This is a genomic window from Cellulomonas shaoxiangyii (assembly GCF_004798685.1).
Classification (GTDB): Bacteria; Actinomycetota; Actinomycetes; order Actinomycetales; family Cellulomonadaceae; genus Cellulomonas; species Cellulomonas shaoxiangyii.
Genome location: NZ_CP039291.1, coordinates 3,732,595 through 3,750,555, shown reverse-complemented (window position 1 = coordinate 3,750,555; position 17,961 = coordinate 3,732,595). Strand labels below are relative to the sequence as shown.

Annotated in this window: 19 protein-coding genes; 12 read left to right on the top strand and 7 right to left on the bottom strand. The window is 77.6% G+C overall.

The annotated features are described in order from the left end of the window. Positions 1 to 222 precede the first annotated feature (222 nt). From E5225_RS16805 to E5225_RS16795, 3 genes are all read left to right on the top strand, one after another. Complete coding sequence (locus tag E5225_RS16805) at positions 223 to 837, top strand: hypothetical protein (RefSeq protein ID WP_135975002.1); 615 nt, start codon at positions 223 to 225, stop codon at positions 835 to 837. Continuing rightward, positions 834 to 1,169, top strand: a complete 336-nt coding sequence (locus E5225_RS16800; protein WP_135975000.1) for a transcriptional regulator — start codon at positions 834 to 836, stop codon at positions 1,167 to 1,169. The genes E5225_RS16805 and E5225_RS16800 overlap by 4 nt, the downstream gene beginning before the upstream one ends. 64 nt (positions 1,170 to 1,233) lie before the next feature. After that, entirely contained in the window at positions 1,234 to 1,503 is a 270-nt protein-coding gene (locus E5225_RS16795; protein ID WP_135974998.1) for a hypothetical protein, read from the top strand. 144 nt (positions 1,504 to 1,647) lie between these two features. On the opposite strand, the gene E5225_RS16790 is transcribed toward E5225_RS16795, so the two are convergent. From E5225_RS16790 to E5225_RS18065, 3 genes are all read right to left on the bottom strand, one after another. Next, on the bottom strand, positions 1,648 to 3,042 hold the full coding sequence (locus E5225_RS16790) for a M16 family metallopeptidase (RefSeq protein ID WP_135974996.1): 1,395 nt from the start codon (positions 3,040 to 3,042) through the stop codon (positions 1,648 to 1,650). A gap of 11 nt (positions 3,043 to 3,053) precedes the next feature. After that, a complete protein-coding gene (locus E5225_RS16785) occupies positions 3,054 to 4,430 on the bottom strand; it encodes a M16 family metallopeptidase (RefSeq protein ID WP_135974994.1) in 1,377 nt (458 codons plus the stop codon). A gap of 78 nt (positions 4,431 to 4,508) precedes the next feature. Continuing rightward, positions 4,509 to 5,315 (bottom strand): 4'-phosphopantetheinyl transferase family protein, encoded by an 807-nt coding sequence (locus E5225_RS18065; protein WP_135974992.1) that lies wholly within the window; start codon positions 5,313 to 5,315, stop codon positions 4,509 to 4,511. 127 nt (positions 5,316 to 5,442) lie between these two features. On the opposite strand from E5225_RS18065, the gene E5225_RS16775 reads away from it, so the two are divergent. The 4 genes from E5225_RS16775 (at position 5,443) to E5225_RS16760 (ending at position 8,093) form a co-directional block, all read left to right on the top strand. Further along, positions 5,443 to 6,006, top strand: a complete 564-nt coding sequence (locus E5225_RS16775) for a class I SAM-dependent methyltransferase (protein WP_135974990.1) — start codon at positions 5,443 to 5,445, stop codon at positions 6,004 to 6,006. Between the two features lie 160 nt (positions 6,007 to 6,166). Continuing rightward, a complete protein-coding gene (locus E5225_RS16770; protein ID WP_135974988.1) occupies positions 6,167 to 6,844 on the top strand; it encodes a YceI family protein in 678 nt (225 codons plus the stop codon). A gap of 11 nt (positions 6,845 to 6,855) precedes the next feature. Then, entirely contained in the window at positions 6,856 to 7,359 is a 504-nt protein-coding gene (locus E5225_RS16765) for a sigma-70 family RNA polymerase sigma factor (RefSeq protein WP_135974986.1), read from the top strand. Beyond that, positions 7,356 to 8,093 carry an anti-sigma factor family protein gene (locus E5225_RS16760; RefSeq protein WP_136225523.1) on the top strand — a complete coding sequence of 246 codons (738 nt, stop codon included), beginning with the start codon at positions 7,356 to 7,358 and terminating at the stop codon, positions 8,091 to 8,093. The genes E5225_RS16765 and E5225_RS16760 overlap by 4 nt, the downstream gene beginning before the upstream one ends. An 8-nt stretch (positions 8,094 to 8,101) precedes the next feature. Here the strand turns inward: E5225_RS16760 and E5225_RS16755 are convergent, their stop codons facing one another. Together E5225_RS16755 and E5225_RS18060 are read right to left on the bottom strand one after the other, a co-directional pair. Further along, entirely contained in the window at positions 8,102 to 8,599 is a 498-nt protein-coding gene (locus E5225_RS16755; RefSeq protein WP_135974324.1) for a hypothetical protein, read from the bottom strand. Between the two features lie 240 nt (positions 8,600 to 8,839). Continuing rightward, positions 8,840 to 10,543 carry a glucuronyl esterase domain-containing protein gene (locus tag E5225_RS18060; RefSeq protein WP_166436012.1) on the bottom strand — a complete coding sequence of 568 codons (1,704 nt, stop codon included), beginning with the start codon at positions 10,541 to 10,543 and terminating at the stop codon, positions 8,840 to 8,842. Positions 10,544 to 10,911: 368 nt separating this feature from the next. Between E5225_RS18060 and E5225_RS16745 the strand changes: the two genes are divergently transcribed. The 4 genes from E5225_RS16745 (at position 10,912) to E5225_RS16730 (ending at position 15,495) form a co-directional block, all read left to right on the top strand. After that, positions 10,912 to 11,736, top strand: coding sequence for a GNAT family N-acetyltransferase (locus tag E5225_RS16745; protein ID WP_166436011.1), 825 nt, complete (start codon positions 10,912 to 10,914; stop codon positions 11,734 to 11,736). Between the two features lie 93 nt (positions 11,737 to 11,829). Then, positions 11,830 to 13,098: an MFS transporter gene (locus tag E5225_RS16740; RefSeq protein WP_135974322.1), complete on the top strand. Its 1,269-nt coding sequence runs from the start codon at positions 11,830 to 11,832 to the stop codon at positions 13,096 to 13,098. Positions 13,099 to 13,270: 172 nt separating this feature from the next. Then, positions 13,271 to 13,966, top strand: coding sequence for an HAD-IA family hydrolase (locus tag E5225_RS16735; protein ID WP_166436010.1), 696 nt, complete (start codon positions 13,271 to 13,273; stop codon positions 13,964 to 13,966). Between the two features lie 77 nt (positions 13,967 to 14,043). Then, on the top strand, positions 14,044 to 15,495 hold the full coding sequence (locus tag E5225_RS16730) for an amino acid permease (protein ID WP_135974320.1): 1,452 nt from the start codon (positions 14,044 to 14,046) through the stop codon (positions 15,493 to 15,495). A 48-nt stretch (positions 15,496 to 15,543) separates the two neighbouring features. Here E5225_RS16730 and E5225_RS16725 read toward each other — a convergent pair whose 3' ends face one another. After that, on the bottom strand, positions 15,544 to 16,788 hold the full coding sequence (locus tag E5225_RS16725) for an RNA polymerase sigma factor (protein WP_243738335.1): 1,245 nt from the start codon (positions 16,786 to 16,788) through the stop codon (positions 15,544 to 15,546). A gap of 5 nt (positions 16,789 to 16,793) precedes the next feature. Continuing rightward, positions 16,794 to 17,204, bottom strand: a complete 411-nt coding sequence (locus E5225_RS16720) for a YciI family protein (RefSeq protein ID WP_135974319.1) — start codon at positions 17,202 to 17,204, stop codon at positions 16,794 to 16,796. A gap of 210 nt (positions 17,205 to 17,414) precedes the next feature. On the opposite strand from E5225_RS16720, the gene E5225_RS16715 reads away from it, so the two are divergent. Then, a complete protein-coding gene (locus E5225_RS16715) occupies positions 17,415 to 17,900 on the top strand; it encodes a type III secretion system chaperone family protein (protein WP_135974318.1) in 486 nt (161 codons plus the stop codon). The last annotated feature ends 61 nt before the right edge of the window (positions 17,901 to 17,961 follow it).

Sequence of the window (17,961 nt, the reverse complement as noted above, 5' to 3'; positions counted from 1 at the left end):
TGCTCCTGTCGTGTCGGCCGTGTCGGCCGCACGGCGCGTCGCCGCGGCCGGCCCGGCGGCGGGCGGACCTCCAGCGTCCGCAGGCCGGCGAGCGTGCGGAAGGTGCGGACGGTCCGCGGCAGCCTGCCCGTCCGGCCATGCCCGGTCGGCCGCACCGAGGGGTCTGCCGCACGGACCGGTCCGCGGCGCAGGCTGGAGGTACGCCGAGCAGAGGGAGCCACCATGACGTCGAACGTGTCCGCCGAGCGCATCGAGGACGTGCGGTTCGTCAGCGCCCACTACGAGATGCTGCAGGGCCTGGTCGTCGCGCCCGGCATGCTCGTGATCGCGCTGCTCATGTTCGCCGCCACGCCGTCGGGCGCGGTGCTCGAGGGCGCGGGCTGGCGGTTCGGCGTCGTCGCCCTCGGCGTCCTCGCCACAGCCCTCGCAACCCTCGCCGCCCGGCGGTACCGGGAGCGGTACGGGTCGGTGCGCCCGCACGCCGGCGTCGGGTCGCGGTACGCGCTCGTCTCGTTCGTCGCGCTCGCGGGCGTGCTCGTCGTGCACCTGCTCGACCTGCGCACGGACGCCAGCCCGGAGGGGCTCGTGGTCTCCGCCGTGGTCGTCGTCGCGGGCCTGCGGGCCGGGCCGCTCGCGCCGCCGCTCATCACGGCGGGCGTCGTGGGCGCCGTCGCGTCCGCGCTGCCGCTCGGGCGCTGGGCCGGCACGGACGTGCACCCGCTGTCGCAGATGGCCGTCCTCCTCACGGCGGTCGCGCTCGCGCAGGTCGTCATCGCCGTGTGGTGCCACCTCGTCCTGCGTCGGGTGCTCGGCGCGCACCCGGCGGCCGGGGCATGAGCGAGCCCTTCGCGGAGCTCGCCCGGCTCGACAAGCTCGTCCACGAGCCGGCCCGGCTCGCCGTGGTGTCGGCGCTCGCGGAGTGCGAGGCGGCGGACTTCGTGTACCTGCACCGGGCCACCGGCCTGTCCAAGGGCAACCTCTCGAGCCACCTGCTCACCCTGGAGGCGGCGGGCCTCGTCACCATCACGAAGGGCTACGCCGACCGCCGGCCGCGCACGTGGGTCGAGCTCTCGGAGCTCGGCTCCTACGTCGTGGACGACTACTGGGCGACCATGGCGCGCCTCGGCAGCCGGTGGGGCGCCCGCCGACGATCTCCGCAGAACGGTTGATGTCGGCGTGGGACGCGTTGCCTAGCGTCGGCGGTGCACATCCCACCACCCACGAGGAGTACGCATGAACGCGATCGAGGCTGCCGCCACCCGGCTCGTCCGCGGTACCGAGGGCGACGTCGTCCGTCCGCTCGAGATGCCCAGGAGCACCGTCCCGACGCTGGCCACGCCGGCGCTCGCCTGGGCGGGCTTCCAGGGAGTCCTGGCCGGCTACGCGGTGATGGACATGGTGTTCGGCTACAGCGAGGCGGAGGCCGCCACGGCCTCCGTCGGCTTCGGTGAGATGGGCGTCGGCGAGCTCATCGCCGCACGTCAGGACTACCTGGCCGGCTGATCCCCCCACGGCCGGGCGGGTGGCGACGCCCCCGCCCGGCCGTGGCGTGTCCGGCGCCGGGCGTCGGGGTGCGGCGGCGTACGGGGCCGTGCAGGCGGGACCGGCGCGTGGGGCGGACCGCGAACGCGACCCGGCGCGGCGGCCTCAGGCGGTACCGGTCGCGGGCAGGACCTGGAGCGCGCGGCCGACCGCGGCGGCCACCGGGGCCAGCGGTGCGGCGACCACGGCGTCGCCGGTGAGCACGAGCGCCGCCCGTGCCGGGTCGAGGTGCCGCTCGACGGCCGCGGCCACGTCCCGCGCGGTCACGCGGGTGAGCTGCTCCAGGTGCGCGGCCACCCAGCCGGCGCCCAGCCCCTGGTGCTCGAGCTCGACCGTGCGGTCCGCGTACGACCCCTGCGTGCTCGCCGCGAGCTGCTGGGCCCCGAGCGCGTGGCGGCGGGCGTGCCCGTGCTCGAGCGCCGTCGGCGGGCGGCGCCGCAGGCCGTCCAGCTGGTCCCACAGCGCGCCGAGGGCCTCTGCGGTCGCGTCCCGGCCGACGTCGACCGACGCCACGAGCAGCGCGCCGGCGTGGGCGTGGACGAACGCCGTGCGCGCGCCGTAGCAGATGCCGCGGCGCTCGCGCAGGTCGAGCACGAGACGCGACGAGAAGTACCCGCCCAGGACGAGGTTGGCCACCTGCAGCGCCGCGTAGTCCGGGTGCGCGCGCCCGACCACGGGCAGCGCGGCCCGCAGGCACGACTGCACCGCACCCGGCACGGGGTCGAGCACGACGGGGCCGGACAGGTCGCGCGGCACCGGCGGCAGGGGCGGGGCGGCCGGCGTCCCCGTCCAGCCCCGCAGCGCGTCCTGCGCGGCGGCCGCCGCACGGTCCGGGTCGAGGTCCCCGACGAGCACGAGCGTCGCCGCACCGGGCAGCACGCGCGCGCGGCGCAGGGCCTCCACCTCGGGCGCCGGCAGCTCCAGCACCTCGGCAGGCCCCGCGCCGGCCCGGCCGTACGGGTGGCGGCCGCCGTACGCAGACCGGTTGAGCGTCTCCACGGCCCGCAGGGCCGGCTGCGCGCGCCCCATCGCCGCGACCTGCGCGACCTGGGTGCGGTCGGGCGCGGGCACGCCGTCCGGCGCCACGTCCTCGCCCAGCACGTGCGCCAGCAGCGCGAGCAGCCGCGGCAGGTGCTCGGCCAGGCAGCCGGCGGAGACCTGCAGCGCGTCGGCGTCCGCGCCGACGGCGACGTGCCCGCCGAGCCGCTGGACCTGCGCGGCCAGCGTGCCGCCGGGCACAGGGCGGTCCGGCCGGGCGAGCAGGTGCGCGAGCAGGACGGCCCCCGCGGGCGCGGCGCCGTGCAGCGGCACCCGCAGACGCACCTCGACGAGCGGCACGGTGGGGAGGCGGACGGCGACGACCGCCAGCCCGGAGGCCGCGCGCACGCGGACGGTCGGCGGGGCGTCGGTGCGAGCGTGGGCGCCGGCCAGGTCGAGGGGTGCGGCGAGGTCCGGGCCCGGGGTGAGGTGGGCAGCGGTGGACGGATCGGACCGGGACATGGCGCCGGCGGTCACGCGACGGCCCCCGCGGACGTCCGCTCGCGCGGTCCGGTCGCGTCCGGCGCGGAGCCGGGTCCGGCACCGGGCTCCCCGGGCAGCACGACGTGCACCGCGCGCGGAGCCGCGCCCAGGTCGGCCGCCGCAGCGCGGAGGTCGGCCGGTCCGACCTGCGCCAGCAGGCCCGGCACCTCCCACGGCAGCGACGGCCGGTCGCGCTGCAGCAGCGCGGTCGCGACCGCGAGCGCCCGGCGTGCGGGACGCTCGACACGCGCCCACGTGCGCGCGGTCGCCACCGCGTGCAGCCGCTCGAGCTCGTCCGCCGGCACGCCGTGGGCCGCGACGGCGGCGAGCTCGTCGTCCACCAGGCGCAGCGCGTGTGCCGGGTCCGCACCGGGCCGCAGGAACGCGGTCGCCACGAGGCCGGTGGGGTCGCGCACGTCGAACGGGTCGCCCGCGAGGTCGAGGCCCGCGCCGACCGCGTGGGCGACGCCCGCGCGGCGGACCAGGGCTCGGGCGAGCCGGCCCGTGGCACCGTCGCCGAGCAGGTCGGCCAGCAGCACGTACGGCAGGTACGCGGCGAGGTCGGCCGGGTCGGGGACGCGCCAGGCGCACGCCAGGGCGGGGACCGGCGCGAGCGGGTCCCACGAGCGGGCCGTGCGGTCCGCGGCGAGCGACGCCGGCCGTGCGCGCGGGGCGGCCGGCGCCGACGCCCCCGCGGGCAGGTCGCCGAACCACCGCTGCACGGCGGCGAGCACGTCGTCCGGGTCGACGTCGCCGACCACGGCCACGACGGCGTGACGGGGCCGGTAGTGCTGCTCGACGAACGCCACGGCGTCCTCCAGGGTCGCCGCCTCGAGGTCGGCGAGGGAGCCGAACCCGTCGTGGGCGTACGCGAACTCGTCGAAGAGCAGCGCCGACACGGGCACGCGCGGGAACCCGCCGTAGGGGCGGTGCAGCGTCTTGCCGCGCACCTCCTCGCGCACGACCGCGCGCTGGGCGGCGAGCGCGTCCGGCGTCAGCACCGGTCCGGCCATGCGGTCCGCCTCGAGGGCGAGCACGCGCTCGACGGCGGCCGGCGGCACGACCTGGTGGAAGCACGTGCGGTCCGCGGCGGTGGACCCGTTGAACGTGCCGCCGACGCCCTGCACGAACCGGGCGTGTCCCCCCGGTGCGGCCCGGCGCGAGCCCGCGAACATGAGGTGCTCGACGAGATGGGCGAAGCCGGTGCGGCCCGGCGGCTCGGCGCGCATGCCGACGTCGTAGACGACTGCGACGCACGCGACGTGCGTGGCCCGGTCGGGCACCACCACGGCGCGCAGCCCGTTCGCGAGGCGGGCGGTCGTGATCGGCGGCGTGCGCACGCCGTTCGAGCTGCGGGCCGTGGGCACGGGCGCCTCCTCGTCGCCGCCGGCGGGCCGGTGCCGGCAGGTGCCCGTCGCACCCGCGCCGGCGGTCGGCGTCCATGCTCATGCGTGCCGGGGGGACCGCCCTCCACCGTCCGGTGGAGACGGCGCCGCACCGGTCGGCGCCCCGGCGGGCCCGGGCAGGACGTGCGCCGCGTCGGCGGGCGCGGCCACGGCGGCGCCCCGCACGACCAGGCGGGACGGCCGTGCCCCGGGCGGGCGGGCGGCGGTCAGCACGCACACCGCGGCCAGGTGCCCCGGCGGCGCGTCGACGTCCCGGAGCACCCCGGTGCCGGGGGGGACGCCGGGGCAGGCCAGCAGCACCGCCGGTGCGTCCGCCGGCCCCACGAGCACCTCGCCGAGCGGGGTGCGCAGCCCCTGCCCGGTGGCCTTGACCACCGCCTCCTTGCGCGTCCACAGCCGCAGCAGCGCCGCCGCGCCGGCGGCCACCTCGCCCGGTCCGAGCACGCCCGGTGCGACCTCGGCCACGTCGAGCGGGACCAGCACCTCCACGTCGACGCCCACGGGCCCCGACCGGGTCAGCGCGACGACGCACCACGCGCCGGCGTGGCTCACCGACGCGTGCCACCCCGTGCCGGGCAGACCCGGCCGCCCGTGGTCGCCGTCCCCGCACGTGGCGCAGCGGCGGTGGACCGGCACGGCCGCCGGGGGTGTGCCCGTCAGCGCGGCGGTCGCGCACCGCAGCAGGAGCGCAGCCGTGCGCGAGCGGCGGCGGTCGTCGTCGCGGCGGTACGCGTCGGCGCGCGCGCGCTCACCGGGGGACAGCAGGGCCAGTCCCGCCGCGCCGACGTCCTGGTGCGGGGTGCGGAGCACGTGCACGACGGGCGGGGGGGTCGCGTCGTGCGTCATGGGGACCACCTTCCCGGCGGCGCGGGTCCCGTGTCGACACCGCGCACCCGGCACGGCGCCGGGGCTGGGGACGGCCCGCGCGCACGGACGCGGAGGTGACTAGCCTGGGCGCGTCCGAGGGGGCCCGATGCCTGACTACACGTCGCCCGACGGCTACCAGCGGTCGACGGGCGTGTTCTTCACCGCGCTGCACCACCGTGCGGCGCGGCACGCGTCCGCGGCCGCGCCGCGCGGCGGTGCAGCGCTCGACGTCGGCTGCGGCCCCGGGCGGCTCGTGCGCCTGCTCGCGCGCCGCCGCCCCGACCTGCGGGTCGAGGGCGTCGACGTGACCCCGCAGATGGTCGACCACGCGGCGCGCCTCCTGGCGGACGCCGGGCTCGCGGACCGCACGCGCGTGATCAGGGGGGACGCCGCCGCGCTGCCGTTCGCCGACGCGTCCTTCGACGTCGTGACGTCCACCATGAGCTTTCACCACTGGCAGCCGCTGGCCGGGTCGGTGCACGAGGTGCTGCGCGTCCTGCGCCCCGGCGGGAGCGCGTACCTGTACGACGTCGGCGCGGCGCCGTTCGACGGGGTTCGACGTGCCGTCGCGGACGTGCCCGGCGTCGCGTTCGACCGCGTGCTGGTGCGCGGGTACGTCCTGCCGTCGCTGCTCTACCGGGGCGCCCGCCTGCGCGCGCCGGCCGGTTGACCGACACCCCGCGGGCCCGGCGACGACCGTGCTCGGCGTACGCGCGCGGCCCGGTCGGTCGACGCCCGCGAGAGCGTGCCGCCCCGCACCCCGGTGAACCTCCGGGCCCGCCGTCTCGTCTCCTGTACGAGTACCCACGACGGCAGCAGGAGGCGGGACCATGCAGCGACGGACGAAGGTGCTCACGGGCGCGGGGGTCGCGGTGGGGGTGCTGGCCGGCGTGGGTGCGGTCGTGGGTCCGCGGATCTACGAGAGCACGGTCGTGGCCGAGGCGGCGCCGACCCTCGACGCGGCCGCGGCCGACGGCGGCCTGCCCGACCCGGCCACGCTCGACGGCACGTGGACGGTCGGCGACGGCTCCTTCGCCGGCTACCGGCTCGAGGAGGTGCTGGGCGGTGAGGACGTCACCGTCACGGGCCGCACGGAGCAGGTCACGGGCGGGGTCACGGTCGACGGCGGTGCGCTCACCGAGGCGACGGTCGAGGTCGACCTGGCGAGCATCGCCACCGACCAGCAGCGCCGCGACGACTACTTCCGCGGCACCGCGATCGACGTCGCGACCTACCCGACGGCGACGTTCGTGCTGACGGAGCCGGCCGAGCTGACCGCGGGTGCGACCGACGCGCGGCTCGTCGGCGACCTGACGGTCCGGGACGTCACGCGCCCCGTGACGGTCGACGCGCAGATCGCGTCCGCGGGGGACACCGTGCAGGTGGTGGGGTCGGTGCCCGTCACGTTCGAGGACTTCGGCATCACCCCGCCCGACCTCGGCTTCGTCAAGGTCGAGGACACCGGCACGGTCGAGTTCGACCTCGCCCTCGCCCCGGCCGCGGGGTGACGGGAGGAGCGATGACCGCCGACGCCGACGAGCTGCTGCGTGCCGTGCACGCCGCGCACGCGACCGAGCTGCACCGGTACGTCGCGCGCATGACCGACGACGCGCGCGCCCAGGACGTCGTGCAGGAGACCCTGCTGCGCGCGTGGCGGCACCCGGAGGTGCTCACGCGCACGGAGAACTCGGTGCGGGCGTGGCTGTTCACGGTCGCGCGCAACCTCGTCGTCGACGACGTGCGCAGCGCCCACCGCCGCCGCGAGCTCGCCACCGACCGCGTCCCCGACGCGCCGACGCCGGACGGCACGCAGCGCGTCCTCGACGCGTGGCTCGTCGCCGACGCGCTCGAGGGCCTGACGCCCGAGCACCGCGCCGTCGTCGTCGGCGCCTACTACGGCGGCCGCTCGGTCGCCGAGCTCGCGGACGAGCACGGCGTGCCGCAGGGCACCGTGAAGTCCCGCCTGCACTACGCGCTGCGCGCGCTGCGGCTCGCGCTCCAGGAGAAGGGAGTGTCCTCATGAACCCGGGCACCGACCCGTACCGCGAGTGGGACGCCGCCTACGTGCTCGGCGCGCTCGCCCCCGACGAGCGCCGCGACTACGAGCAGCACCTCGCCGTGTGCGCCCCGTGCCGGGAGGCCGTGGCCGAGCTGGCCGGCATGCCCGGGCTGCTCGGCACGGTCCCGCGGGACGTCGCGACGGCCGCGGCACCGGCCGCGCCGGCTGTTCCCGGGCCGGCGGACGCCGCCGGCGACGACGGCCTCGCGCCGGTCGTGCCGCTGGCGGCGCTCGCGGGCCGCGCGCGGCGGCGGCGCACCCGCGTGCGCACCCTGCTGGGCGTCGCCGCGGCGGGGCTCGTCGTCGCGGGCGGTCTCGGCGGCGCCGCGGTCGTGGGTGGTGAGCAGGCCGCGCCGCCCGTCCTCGCGGGCGAGGCGCGGACCGTGACGCTGACGCCCGTCGGCGGGTCCGGTGTGACCGCCGACCTGACGCTCACGGCCGCCGGCTGGGGCACGCGGCTGGACTGGTGGTGCGAGTACACGGCGGCGGAGCTCGCGGAGGGCGTGTACGAGCTCGTCGTCGTCGACGAGGACGGCGGGCGCTCCGTGGTCGGCACGTGGACGAGCACGGGGGACCGGACGGCCGCCGGGCTGGGGGCGTCGGTCGCGGTGCCGAGCGACGGCATCCGGCGGGTCGAGCTGGGCGTGGTGGGGCTGGACGTGCCGCTCGCGGCGGTGGACGTGCCCGCGGGCGCCTGACGCCGCCGTCAGTCGATCGTGAGCCGCGCGCCGGCGACCTCGACCACGAGCCCCGGCGCGTCGGGGGCCCCGTCCGGCAGGGCCACGACGCTCGTCGTGGGTGCGATGTCCGCCGTGCACGGGGCGTCCCCGTAGGCGGTGGCGTCCGTGAGCGTCACGCGGACGACCTGGGCCGACTCGTCCCACTCGACCTCGTCGGGCAGGGTCGGGCAGGTCGAGCTGCCCCACGTGACGAGCCGGAACCGGCGCGGGTCGTCATCGGGCGCCACCGCGATCTCCTCCGACTCCACGTCCTGCGGCGCACCGGGGAAGGAGGTCTCGGCCGCGTTCGGGATCGCCGAGCGGCCCGGCGACGCCGAGCCCTGCGCCGTGGGCGACGCCGTGTCGTCGGGCGTGGGGGCCGCGGACGTCTCCAGACCGCCGCTGCCGGGGGCCGGGGTGTCGGCGCAGCCCGCGCAGAGCGCCAGCGCGAGCACCGCCGCCGCGGTGAGTCCTCCGTGTCGCACGTCGTCCCCCGATCGGTCGCGGGCGTCCGGAACGCCCGTCATGTCCCACTGTGGCGCGCCGTGCGGCGCCCGGCACGCCCACGCGCCCACCACCGCCCTCCCGCCTCGCCCTCCCGCCTCGCCCTCCCGCCCCGCCCTCCCGCCCTCCCGCCGAGATCGCCGGTTCCGCACCGAGGTCGCCTCCTGCGAGCGGCGACCTCGGCGTCGGACCGGCGATCTCGGCGGTGCGGCGGGCGCCGGTCAGCCCGAGCAGGTCGCCGTCAGGCCGCTCGCGCTGCCCGTGCCCTGGAACCCGAACTCGGTGCTCCCGCCCGCGCTCACCGACCCGTTCCAGGCGGCGTTCGAGAACCGCGTGCCGTTCACCGACGCGTTCCACGCGTTGGTGACCGCCGCGCCCGCCGGCAGCGTGACGCCGACGGTCCACCGGCTCAGCGCCGCGGCGCCGGCCGTGACCCGCACGGTGGCGACGAACCCGCCGTTCCACTGGTTGACGGAGACGCTCGCCGAGCACGCGCCGCCGGGCTGCTGCGTCGGGGAGGGCGTGGGCGTCGGCGTGGCGGTCGGCGTGGGCGAGACCGTCGGCGTCGGGGAGGGCGTCGGCGTGGGCGACACGGTCGGCGTGGGGGAGACCGTGGGCGTGGGCGTGGGCGTTGGGGTGGTGCCCGGGCCGTCCGTCAGCGTCGGCGTCGACCACGACGCCCAGTCGGCGAGGCGTCCCTGCGCGCGGCTGGAGATCCGGATCGCGCCGGGGGCGGTGCCCGTGCCGACGAGGTACTTCTGCACGTGCTGCTGGATGGGCGTGCGCCACTCGGGGCGGTTGGCGCAGTGCGAGCCGTCCTGCACGTCGGACCAGTAGGAGATGTTCTGGCCCGCGCCGAGCGCCTTGTAGACCTCCGCGCCGCCGAGCGCGGCGACGCTCGCCGAGCGCGGGCCGAGGTTGGCGATGTGCGGGTTGTCCATGATGAGCAGCCCGCGCGGCGCCACGAGCCCCACGACCTGGTGCGTGTCGATCGGCAGGCGGTTCGGGCTGCTCGTGAACGACCCGAACGCGTCGCCCAGCCACGGCTGCTCGCCGTACGCGCTGCTCAGGCTCTGGGCGCCCTCGCCGGGGATGCCGCGGAAGATCGGCACGCCGGCGCTGCCGGACTCGATCGGCATGGTGAGCGCGATGCGCTGGTCGAAGGCGCCGGCGACGAACGCGCCCTTGCCGAAGCGTGAGCAGCCGGTGACGCCGGTCGCGTCGGCCTTGAGGACCGTCCCGCCGGACTGGCCGATGACGTCGATGATCCGGCTGACGCCCCACGCCCACGCCATGAGCAGGCCGGTCTGGCTCTGCGCGCCGTACAGCGTGTAGAACGCGCCCTGCTTGGTGGCGCGGCCCGTGCCCTCGCGCCCGACCGTGTACGGGTCGTAGCTGATGACGGCGGCGCCGGCGGCCTTGATCGCGGCGGTGTCCGCGCCGAACCCGCCGTAGACGACGACGGCCGGGAACGGGCCGGTGCCGCTGGGCAGCTCGACCTTCGCCGAGAAGCTCGAGCTGCGGCCCTGGTGGGAGGTGGTCACGGTGATGCTGGTGCTGCTCACCGTGCCGGTGACGCTCGCGGGCCTCGCCGGCTTCTCGCCGTAGACGAACTTCTCGGCGAGCCGGCGCGTGAGCTCGCGCTGGCAGCGCCAGTCGGCCTTGGTCGCGATGCGCGAGCCGTCGAGCCGGCGGAACGGGTCGGGCAGCTGTGCGTTCGTGGGCAGGGCGCCGGCGTCGGGCAGCGTCGGCACGGCGCAGTCGGCGCCCTCGTTCTCGACCGCCGACGCGAACGGCGCGGCCTGCGCCGGCGCCGCGGTGCCGACGTCGGTCACGACCGAGGCGGTCGTCAGGGCGGCCACCGCCAGGACGACGACCGCCGAGCGGACCGCCGTCCTGCGGGACGGGTGGCGGGGTGTGGTCACGAGTGTCTCCCTCCGGGGTGGGAGCAGGTCGCGGCCCGTCGTTGGGTCGAAACTTCCGCTCCGCCGCGCGATCGGGACGGGTCCCGACGGCACTCGTGCCCACTGTCCGGAGGGTCCCGGCGCAGATCAATCGCGCGAACCCTTTAGCGAAACTTTTGCCGCGGGGTCGCACCGGGCGCGCCCGTGACGGTGCGGCGCCGGAAATGAGCGGCACGGCGCGGCGCGCGGTCGGCATGCTCGGGGGCGTGCGAGGCGGAGGCGCCGGGCACGGAGGCACGGGGCACGGGGCGCCGGCACGGAGGCGCGCGGCACGGAGGCGCTGGCACGGAGGCCAGGGTCCGAGGGTGCCGGGGAGGAAGGAGCCGGGGATGGGTGTGACATCGACCGGTCCAGGCACGGATCCCGCACGTACGGACGGTGCACGAACCGAGCCCGCACGCGCGGGCCTGGCGGGCACGGACCTGGCGCGCACGGCGCACGCCGACGCATGGCAGCAGCACGGGCTGCTGCGTGCGGGCACGGGCGGCGCGGCCGCGGAGCTGCCCGGCGTCCGCCTCATGGCCAGCGGCCTGCCGCACGCGCAGTGGAACAACGCGGACGTCACCGACCCCGCGCGCGTCGACGTCGACGCCGTCCGCCGCTGGTACGCGCGACGGGGCGTGCCGTGGGGCGTGCGCGTGCCGGCGGGCGCGCCGTGGCCCCACGGGCGGCGGCTGTTCACGAAGCGCCTCATGCTGCTGCACCTCGGTGACCTCGCCACCGCGCCGGACGTCCCGGGCCTGCACGTGCGCGCCGCCGGACCGGCCGACCTCGACGCGGTGCTGCACGTCGACGCCATCGCCTTCGACGGCGACCCGGCCGGCGAGGAGCCGTGGATCCGCCCGCACCTGACCGCCTCGCGCACGACCGTCGCGCTCGCGCAGCTCGACGGCGACCCGGTCGCCACCGCGTACACGCTGCGCTCGGACGGCCGCGCGGGGCCGGCCGCGTACCTGGCGGGCGTCGCCGTGCTGCCCGCGGCACGCCGGCGGGGCGTCGGCGCAGCCGTGTCGGCCTGGTTGCTGCACCGCGCGGCGGGCGCCGGTGCCCGGCTCGCGCACCTGCACCCCGACACCGACGCGGCCGCACGCGTGTACGCGCGGCTGGGGTTCACCGAGGTCGGCGGGCTCGACGTGTACGTGGACCTCGCCTGACGCTTCGGCGGGGGCCGTCCCGCCTGCCATCCTGGCGGTCGCGGGCGTCCGCCCACCCGGGCCGCGAGCCCCGGCCCACCCCGAGGAGCACCCGTGCCGCAGCCCGCCACCACGCCCGACCGCCGCCGCCTGCAGGGGCGCGTCGTGCGGGTCCTCGCGGCCGGGCAGGTGCTCGGCGGGCTCGGCACGGGCGCCGCGCTCGGCCTGGGGGCGCTGCTCGTCGCGGAGGTCGCCGGCTCGCCGGCGTGGTCCGGCATGTCGGCGACCATGGGCACGCTGGGTGCCGCGCTGCTCTCGGTGCCGTTGGCGACCCTCGCCCTGCGCCGGGGCCGGCGCGTGTCGCTGACCACGGGCGCGGTCGTCGCGGTGCTCGGCAGCCTCGTCGTGGTCGTCGCGGCGGTCGCGGGCGCGCTCCTGCCGCTGCTGCTCGGCGTCCTGCTGGTCGGTGCCGCGACCTCGCTGAACCTGCAGGCGCGGTTCGCCGCCACCGACCTGGCCGCGCCGGACGCGCGGGCCCGTGACCTGTCGCTCGTCGTGTGGGCGACGACCGTCGGCGCGGTCGTGGGGCCCAACCTGTACGAGCCGGGGGAGGACCTGGGCCGGGCGCTGGGCGTGCCGCCGCTGGCGGGAGGGTTCGTCATCGCGGCCGTCGCGCAGGCCGTCGGCGCGCTGGTCTACCTGGTCGGCCTGCGACCGGACCCGCTGCTCACGGCGGCGGCCGACGACGCCGCGCGCACCCCCGCGGACACCTCACCGGCGCCGCGTGCCGGTGGGCTGCGGGTGCTGCGGGAGAGCCCGCCCGCACGCCGCGCCGTGCTCACGGTGGCGCTGAGCCACGCCGTCATGGTCGCGCTCATGAGCATGACGCCCGTGCACCTGACCGGCCACGGCGCCACCATGACGGCGGTCGGCCTGACGATCAGCCTGCACGTCGCCGGGATGTTCGCGCTGTCGCCCGTGTTCGGGTACCTCGCGGACCGCTGGGGACGGCGGCAGGTGGTGCTCGTCGGCCAGGCGCTGCTGCTCGCGTCGCTGCTGCTCGTGCTCGTCGGCGCCGAGTCGCACATCGCGGTCGTCGTCGCGCTGGTGCTGCTGGGCCTGGGCTGGTCGGCGTCGACGGTCGCGGGGTCCGCGCTCGTCGTGACGGCCGTCGAGCCCGCGCGGCGGCCCGCGCTGCAGGGCGTGTCCGACGCGCTGATGAGCCTGGCGGGAGCCGTCGGCGGCGCCCTGGCCGGCCCGGTGCTGACGCTCCTCGGGTTCGGCGGGCTCGCGGGGGTCCTCGTCGTGCTCGTCGCCGTGACGACCGCGGTGCAGCTGCGCCCGCCCGTCGTCACGTCCCAGGTCACCGACCCGGTGACCTGACGGCACCCCGCGTCCCCGTCCCGCCACCACACCCGCCGCCGAGCTCGGTGGTTCGGCATCGAGCTCGCCGGTCGTACCCACCGAACTCGGCACCGGAGTGACGAACTCGGCGGGGAGGGGGCGAGCGGGGTGGGCGCGGGCCCGTGGGGCGTCGGTGTGCTGGGATCGGGGGGTGGATGGCTCCCTCGTGACGTGGACGTGCCGTGCGCTGCTGCTGGACGTCGACGGGACGCTCGTCGACTCGGCGGAGTCGGTGCGCGCGGCGTGGTCCGCGGTGGCGCAGGAGCTGGGCGCGGACGCCGGCACGGTCGCGGCGGCCGCGCTCGCCCGGCGCGCCACCGAGGTGGCGGAGGAGTTCTTCGCGCCCGAGGACCGCGCCCACGCGCTGGACGCGTCGCTGCGCGCGTCGGTCGGCACCGCCCACCTGGTGCGGGCGCTGCCCGGCGCGGCCGACCTGCTGGGGAGCCTGCCCGACGGCGCGTGGGGCTGCGTCACGTCCGGCCGCCGGGAGATCCTGACCGCCCGGCTGCGCGGCGCCGGCCTGCCCGTCCCCGCCGTGTTCGTCACGGCCGAGGACGTCGAGTGCGGCAAGCCGCACCCGCAGCCGTACCTGCGGGGGGCGGAGCTGGTCGGCGTCGACCCGGTCGACGCCGTCGCGCTCGAGGACACGCCCGACGGCGTCCGGTCGGCCCGCGCGGCGGGACTGCGGGTCGTCGGCGTGCTCGGCACGCACGCGCCGGACGACCTGCGCGCCGCCGGTGCGGACGTCCTCGTCGACGCCCCCGGCCGGGTCCGCGTCACGGCCGACGGCGACGTCCTGCGGCTCACCGTGCACGGCGCGTCCACCCGGAGCCCCGCAGGCCGGTGAACCCGGGAGGGCGCCGCGCGACTACGGTGGCCCGTCGGCCGCCCGGCCGAGCACCCCCGCACCACCGAGGCACCGCCATGACGTCGACCACCCCCGCCGACCCGTCCGCCCCCGCGGACGCCGGCCCCGCCCCGCAGCCGGCCACCGGCACCGACGACCCCCTGCGGCACGGGCTGCGCACGCGGCACCTGACGATGATGGGCCTCGGGTCGGCGATCGGTGCGGGGCTGTTCCTCGGCAGCGGCGTCGGCATCGCGACCGCCGGGCCGGCGGTCCTCGTGTCGTACGCGCTCGCGGGTGCGCTGGTCGTCCTCGTCATGCGGATGCTCGCCGAGATGGCGTCCGCGGTGCCGTCGAGCGGGTCGTTCTCGGTGTACGCGGAGAAGGCGCTGGGCCGGTGGGCCGGGTTCACGCTCGGGTGGGTCTACTGGTTCACGATCGTCATGGTGCTCGGCGTCGAGGTGACGGGCGTGGCGCGGATCGTCACCGGGTGGGCGCCGGGCGTGCCGCAGTGGGCGGTCGCGCTGGCGGTCGTCGCGCTGTTCGCGGTCGTGAACCTCGTGGGCGTGCGGCAGTTCGGGGAGATGGAGTTCTGGTTCGCCGCCGTCAAGGTCGTGGCGATCGTCGCGTTCCTGGTCGTCGGCACCGCGCTCGTGCTCGGGCTGCTGCCGGGCACGGACCCCGTCGGCACGTCGGTGCTGCTCGAGGACGGGTTCGCGCCCACGGGCGTCGCCGGGATCGCGGCGGGCCTGCTCGTGGTGGTCTTCGCGTTCGGCGGCATCGAGATCGTCACGATCGCCGCCGCCGAGGCGGAGGAGCCGCAGCGGGCCGTGGCGCGCGCGACCCGGTCCATCGTGTGGCGGGTCCTGCTGTTCTACGTCGGTTCCGTCGCCCTCATGGTGCTCGTGCTCCCGTGGGACGCGCCCGCGCTGCAGCAGGGGCCGTTCGTCGCGGTGCTCGACCTGGCTGGGCTGGCGGGCGCGGCGCGCCTGATGGAGGTCGTGGTCGTGCTCGCCCTGCTGTCGGCGTTCAACGCGAACGTCTACGCGACGTCGCGCATGGCGTTCTCGCTCGCGGGACGCGGCGACGGGCCGGCGGTGCTGCGGCGCGTGTCGGGCCGCGACGTGCCGTGGGTCGCGGTGGTCGTCTCGGTCGTGCTCGCCCTCGTCGCCGTCGCGCTCAACTGGCTGCTCCCGGACGCCCTGCTCGGCATCCTGCTCAACGCCGTCGGGGCGTCGCTGCTGGTCGTGTGGCTGCTCGTCGCGGTCTCCCAGCTGCGGCTGCGCCCGCGCCTGGAGGCCGAGGCGCGCGCCGCGGGCCGCCCGCTCGAGCTGCGCATGTGGCTGTACCCGTGGCTGACGTGGGCGACGCTCGCCGCGCTCGCGGGCGTGGTCGTGCTCATGGCGACCGACGCCGCGGCGCGGGCACAGCTGGCCGCGACGACCGGGCTCGTGGCGGTCGTCGTCGCCGTGTACGGGGTGACGGCGCTGGTGCGTCGGCGGCGCGCGCGGGCGCACGCCGGCGGCTGACCTGCGGCACGGCGGCGTGCCGGCGCCACGGGCAGGTGCACGCCGCTGTCAGCGCACCGGCCGCGACCGCCCGGCCCGGGCCCGTGCCGCCTCCAGCACGAGGTGGTCGCGCTCGGCCGCGTTCGTCGCGCGCCCGGCGCCCCGCGCGTACGCCTCCGCCGCCGCCGGCAGGTCGCCCGCGAGCTCGTGCAGGTAGCCGCGCGTCGCGTGCCACCGGTGCCGGTCGCCGAGCACGCCCGCCAGCCGGTCCGTCTCGCGCAGCCCGGCGGCCCCACCGAGCACGTGCCCGACCGCCACGGCCCGGCCCAGGACGGCGGCGGGGTCCTGGCGGACCGGGTCGGCGGACAGCGCGACGAGGTCGTCGTACCAGGCGAGCACCTGGGGCCAGTCCGTCTCCGCGGCGCTCGCCGCGTCGTCGTGCAGCGCCGCGACGGCCGCCTGCACCTGGTAACGGCCGGGCGGGCGTGCGTCCGTCTGCGCCGCCAGCGCGGACTGCAGCACGCGGACGCCCTCGGCGACCTGACGCGTGTCCCACCGCGACCTGTCCTGCCGGTCGAGCGGGACGAGCCGGCCGTCGTCGAACCGCGCGGGGAGGCGCGCGTGGTGCAGCAGCATCAGGGCGAGCAGCCCGCGGGCCTCGGGCTCGTCCGTCGCGAGCGTGAGCTGGCGCGCGAGCCGGATCGCCTCCGCCGCCAGGTCGACGCGTCCCGCGTGCCCCGCGTCGTAGACCAGGTACAGCACGTGCAGGACGACGGCCAGGTCGCCCGGACGGTCCAGGCGCCGCCCCCGGAGCGTGCGCTTGGCGCGGCTGATCCGCTGCGCCATGGTCGCCTCCGGCACCCAGAACGCGTCGGCGATCTCCCGTGTCGTCAGGCCGCCGACGGCCCGCAGCGTCAGCGCGACCTGCGACGCCGGCGCGAGGTCCGGGTGGCAGCAGCAGAACAGCAGGAGCAGCGTGTCGTCGCCCTCCTCGACCGCGCCGGGGCGCGGCTCGGCCCACGTCGCGTCCTCCCGCCGGGTCCGTGCCGCCGCGCTCCTGCGAGCGTCGACGAGCCGCCGCGTCGCGACCGTGGCCAGCCACGCGCGCGCGTCCCGCGGCGGGTGCTCGGGCCAGACCCGCAGCGCCTCGAGCAGCGCCTCCTGCAGGGCGTCCTCGGCGGCGTCGAAGTCCTCGCCCCGGCGGACCAGCCCCGCGAGCACGCGCGGGACGAGGGCGCGCAGGGCGCCCTCGTCCAGCGGCGGCCGGTCGTCGGGCGGCGCGACCGGCACGCCGTCCACCCGCCCGTCGGCCACGGCCGTCAGTCCTCCGTCGGCATCCCGGACATGACCTCACGCACGTCGATCCACTCGTGGAGCGGCGTGCCGCCCGGCCCGGGCTCGGACGACACGTACGCGGCGATCTCCACCGCCCGCTCGTACGACGCGACGTCGACCATGTACCAGCCGGCCACGAGGTCGCTCGTCTCCGGGTGGGGGCCGTCCGTGACCACGGGCGCGGCCCCGGGGCCGCCGTAGCGCACCCACGTCTGCGCGGGCGTGAGTGCCTGCGCGTCGACGTACTCGCCGCTCTCCTCGAGCATCTCGCCGACGTGCCGCAGGAACGTCATGTGCGCCTCGACGTCCTCGGGCGCCCACTGGTCCATCGGCGGCACGGGGCGGTGGTGCTCGGGGCCGCCGCGGTAGTGCTTGAGGAGCAGGTACTTCGGCATGGTCGCCTCCGGTGTCGTGGCCCGCGCCCGTCGCGGCCCTCACCCGATGAGCGGAGCCGGTCGGCGGTTCTCGACATCGTCCCGCGCGCGCGCCGCCGGCGGGAGCCGGGAGGGGCACGGCACAGACGGGACATTGCACGCAGGTCTAGGCTCGTCGAGGTGGTTCGCCCCGGCGCGCCGCATTCCCTGCCGCCCGACCGACGAGGACCCATGGCCTTCTTCACCACGCCGTCCGAGGGCACCGCGCCCGCGCTCCCGCTGCTCACGCACGAGCGGATCACCGCGACGCTCGAGAAGCGGGAGATGCGCTACGGCATCGACGACGAGGGCGACATCGGCGGCTACTGGGACGGGCACCTGTTCTACTTCCTGCGCCTCGGCGAGAACCGCGAGTACCTGCAGGTGCGCGGCCGCTGGAACCGTCCGGTGCCGATCGCGGAGCTCGACGCGGTGACGCGCCTGGTCAACGACTGGAACGCCGAGCGGCTCTGGCCCAAGGGCTACGTGCGCGTCGAGGACGGTCAGCTGGGCGTGTACGCCGAGCACACGGTCGACTACGAGCACGGCCTCACCGACGAGCAGCTCGACACGCACCTGGCCTGCGGGATCAGCACGGCGCTCGCGCTGTTCGAGCGCCTCGACGAGGCGTACCCGCAGATCGCCGCGGCAGCGCGCGCGGAGCTCGGCCGGAGCTGACGCGGGTCCGCTCCGGCGCCTGGCGCACCACCGGCCGCCGGCGGACTCGCCGCCGGCGGCC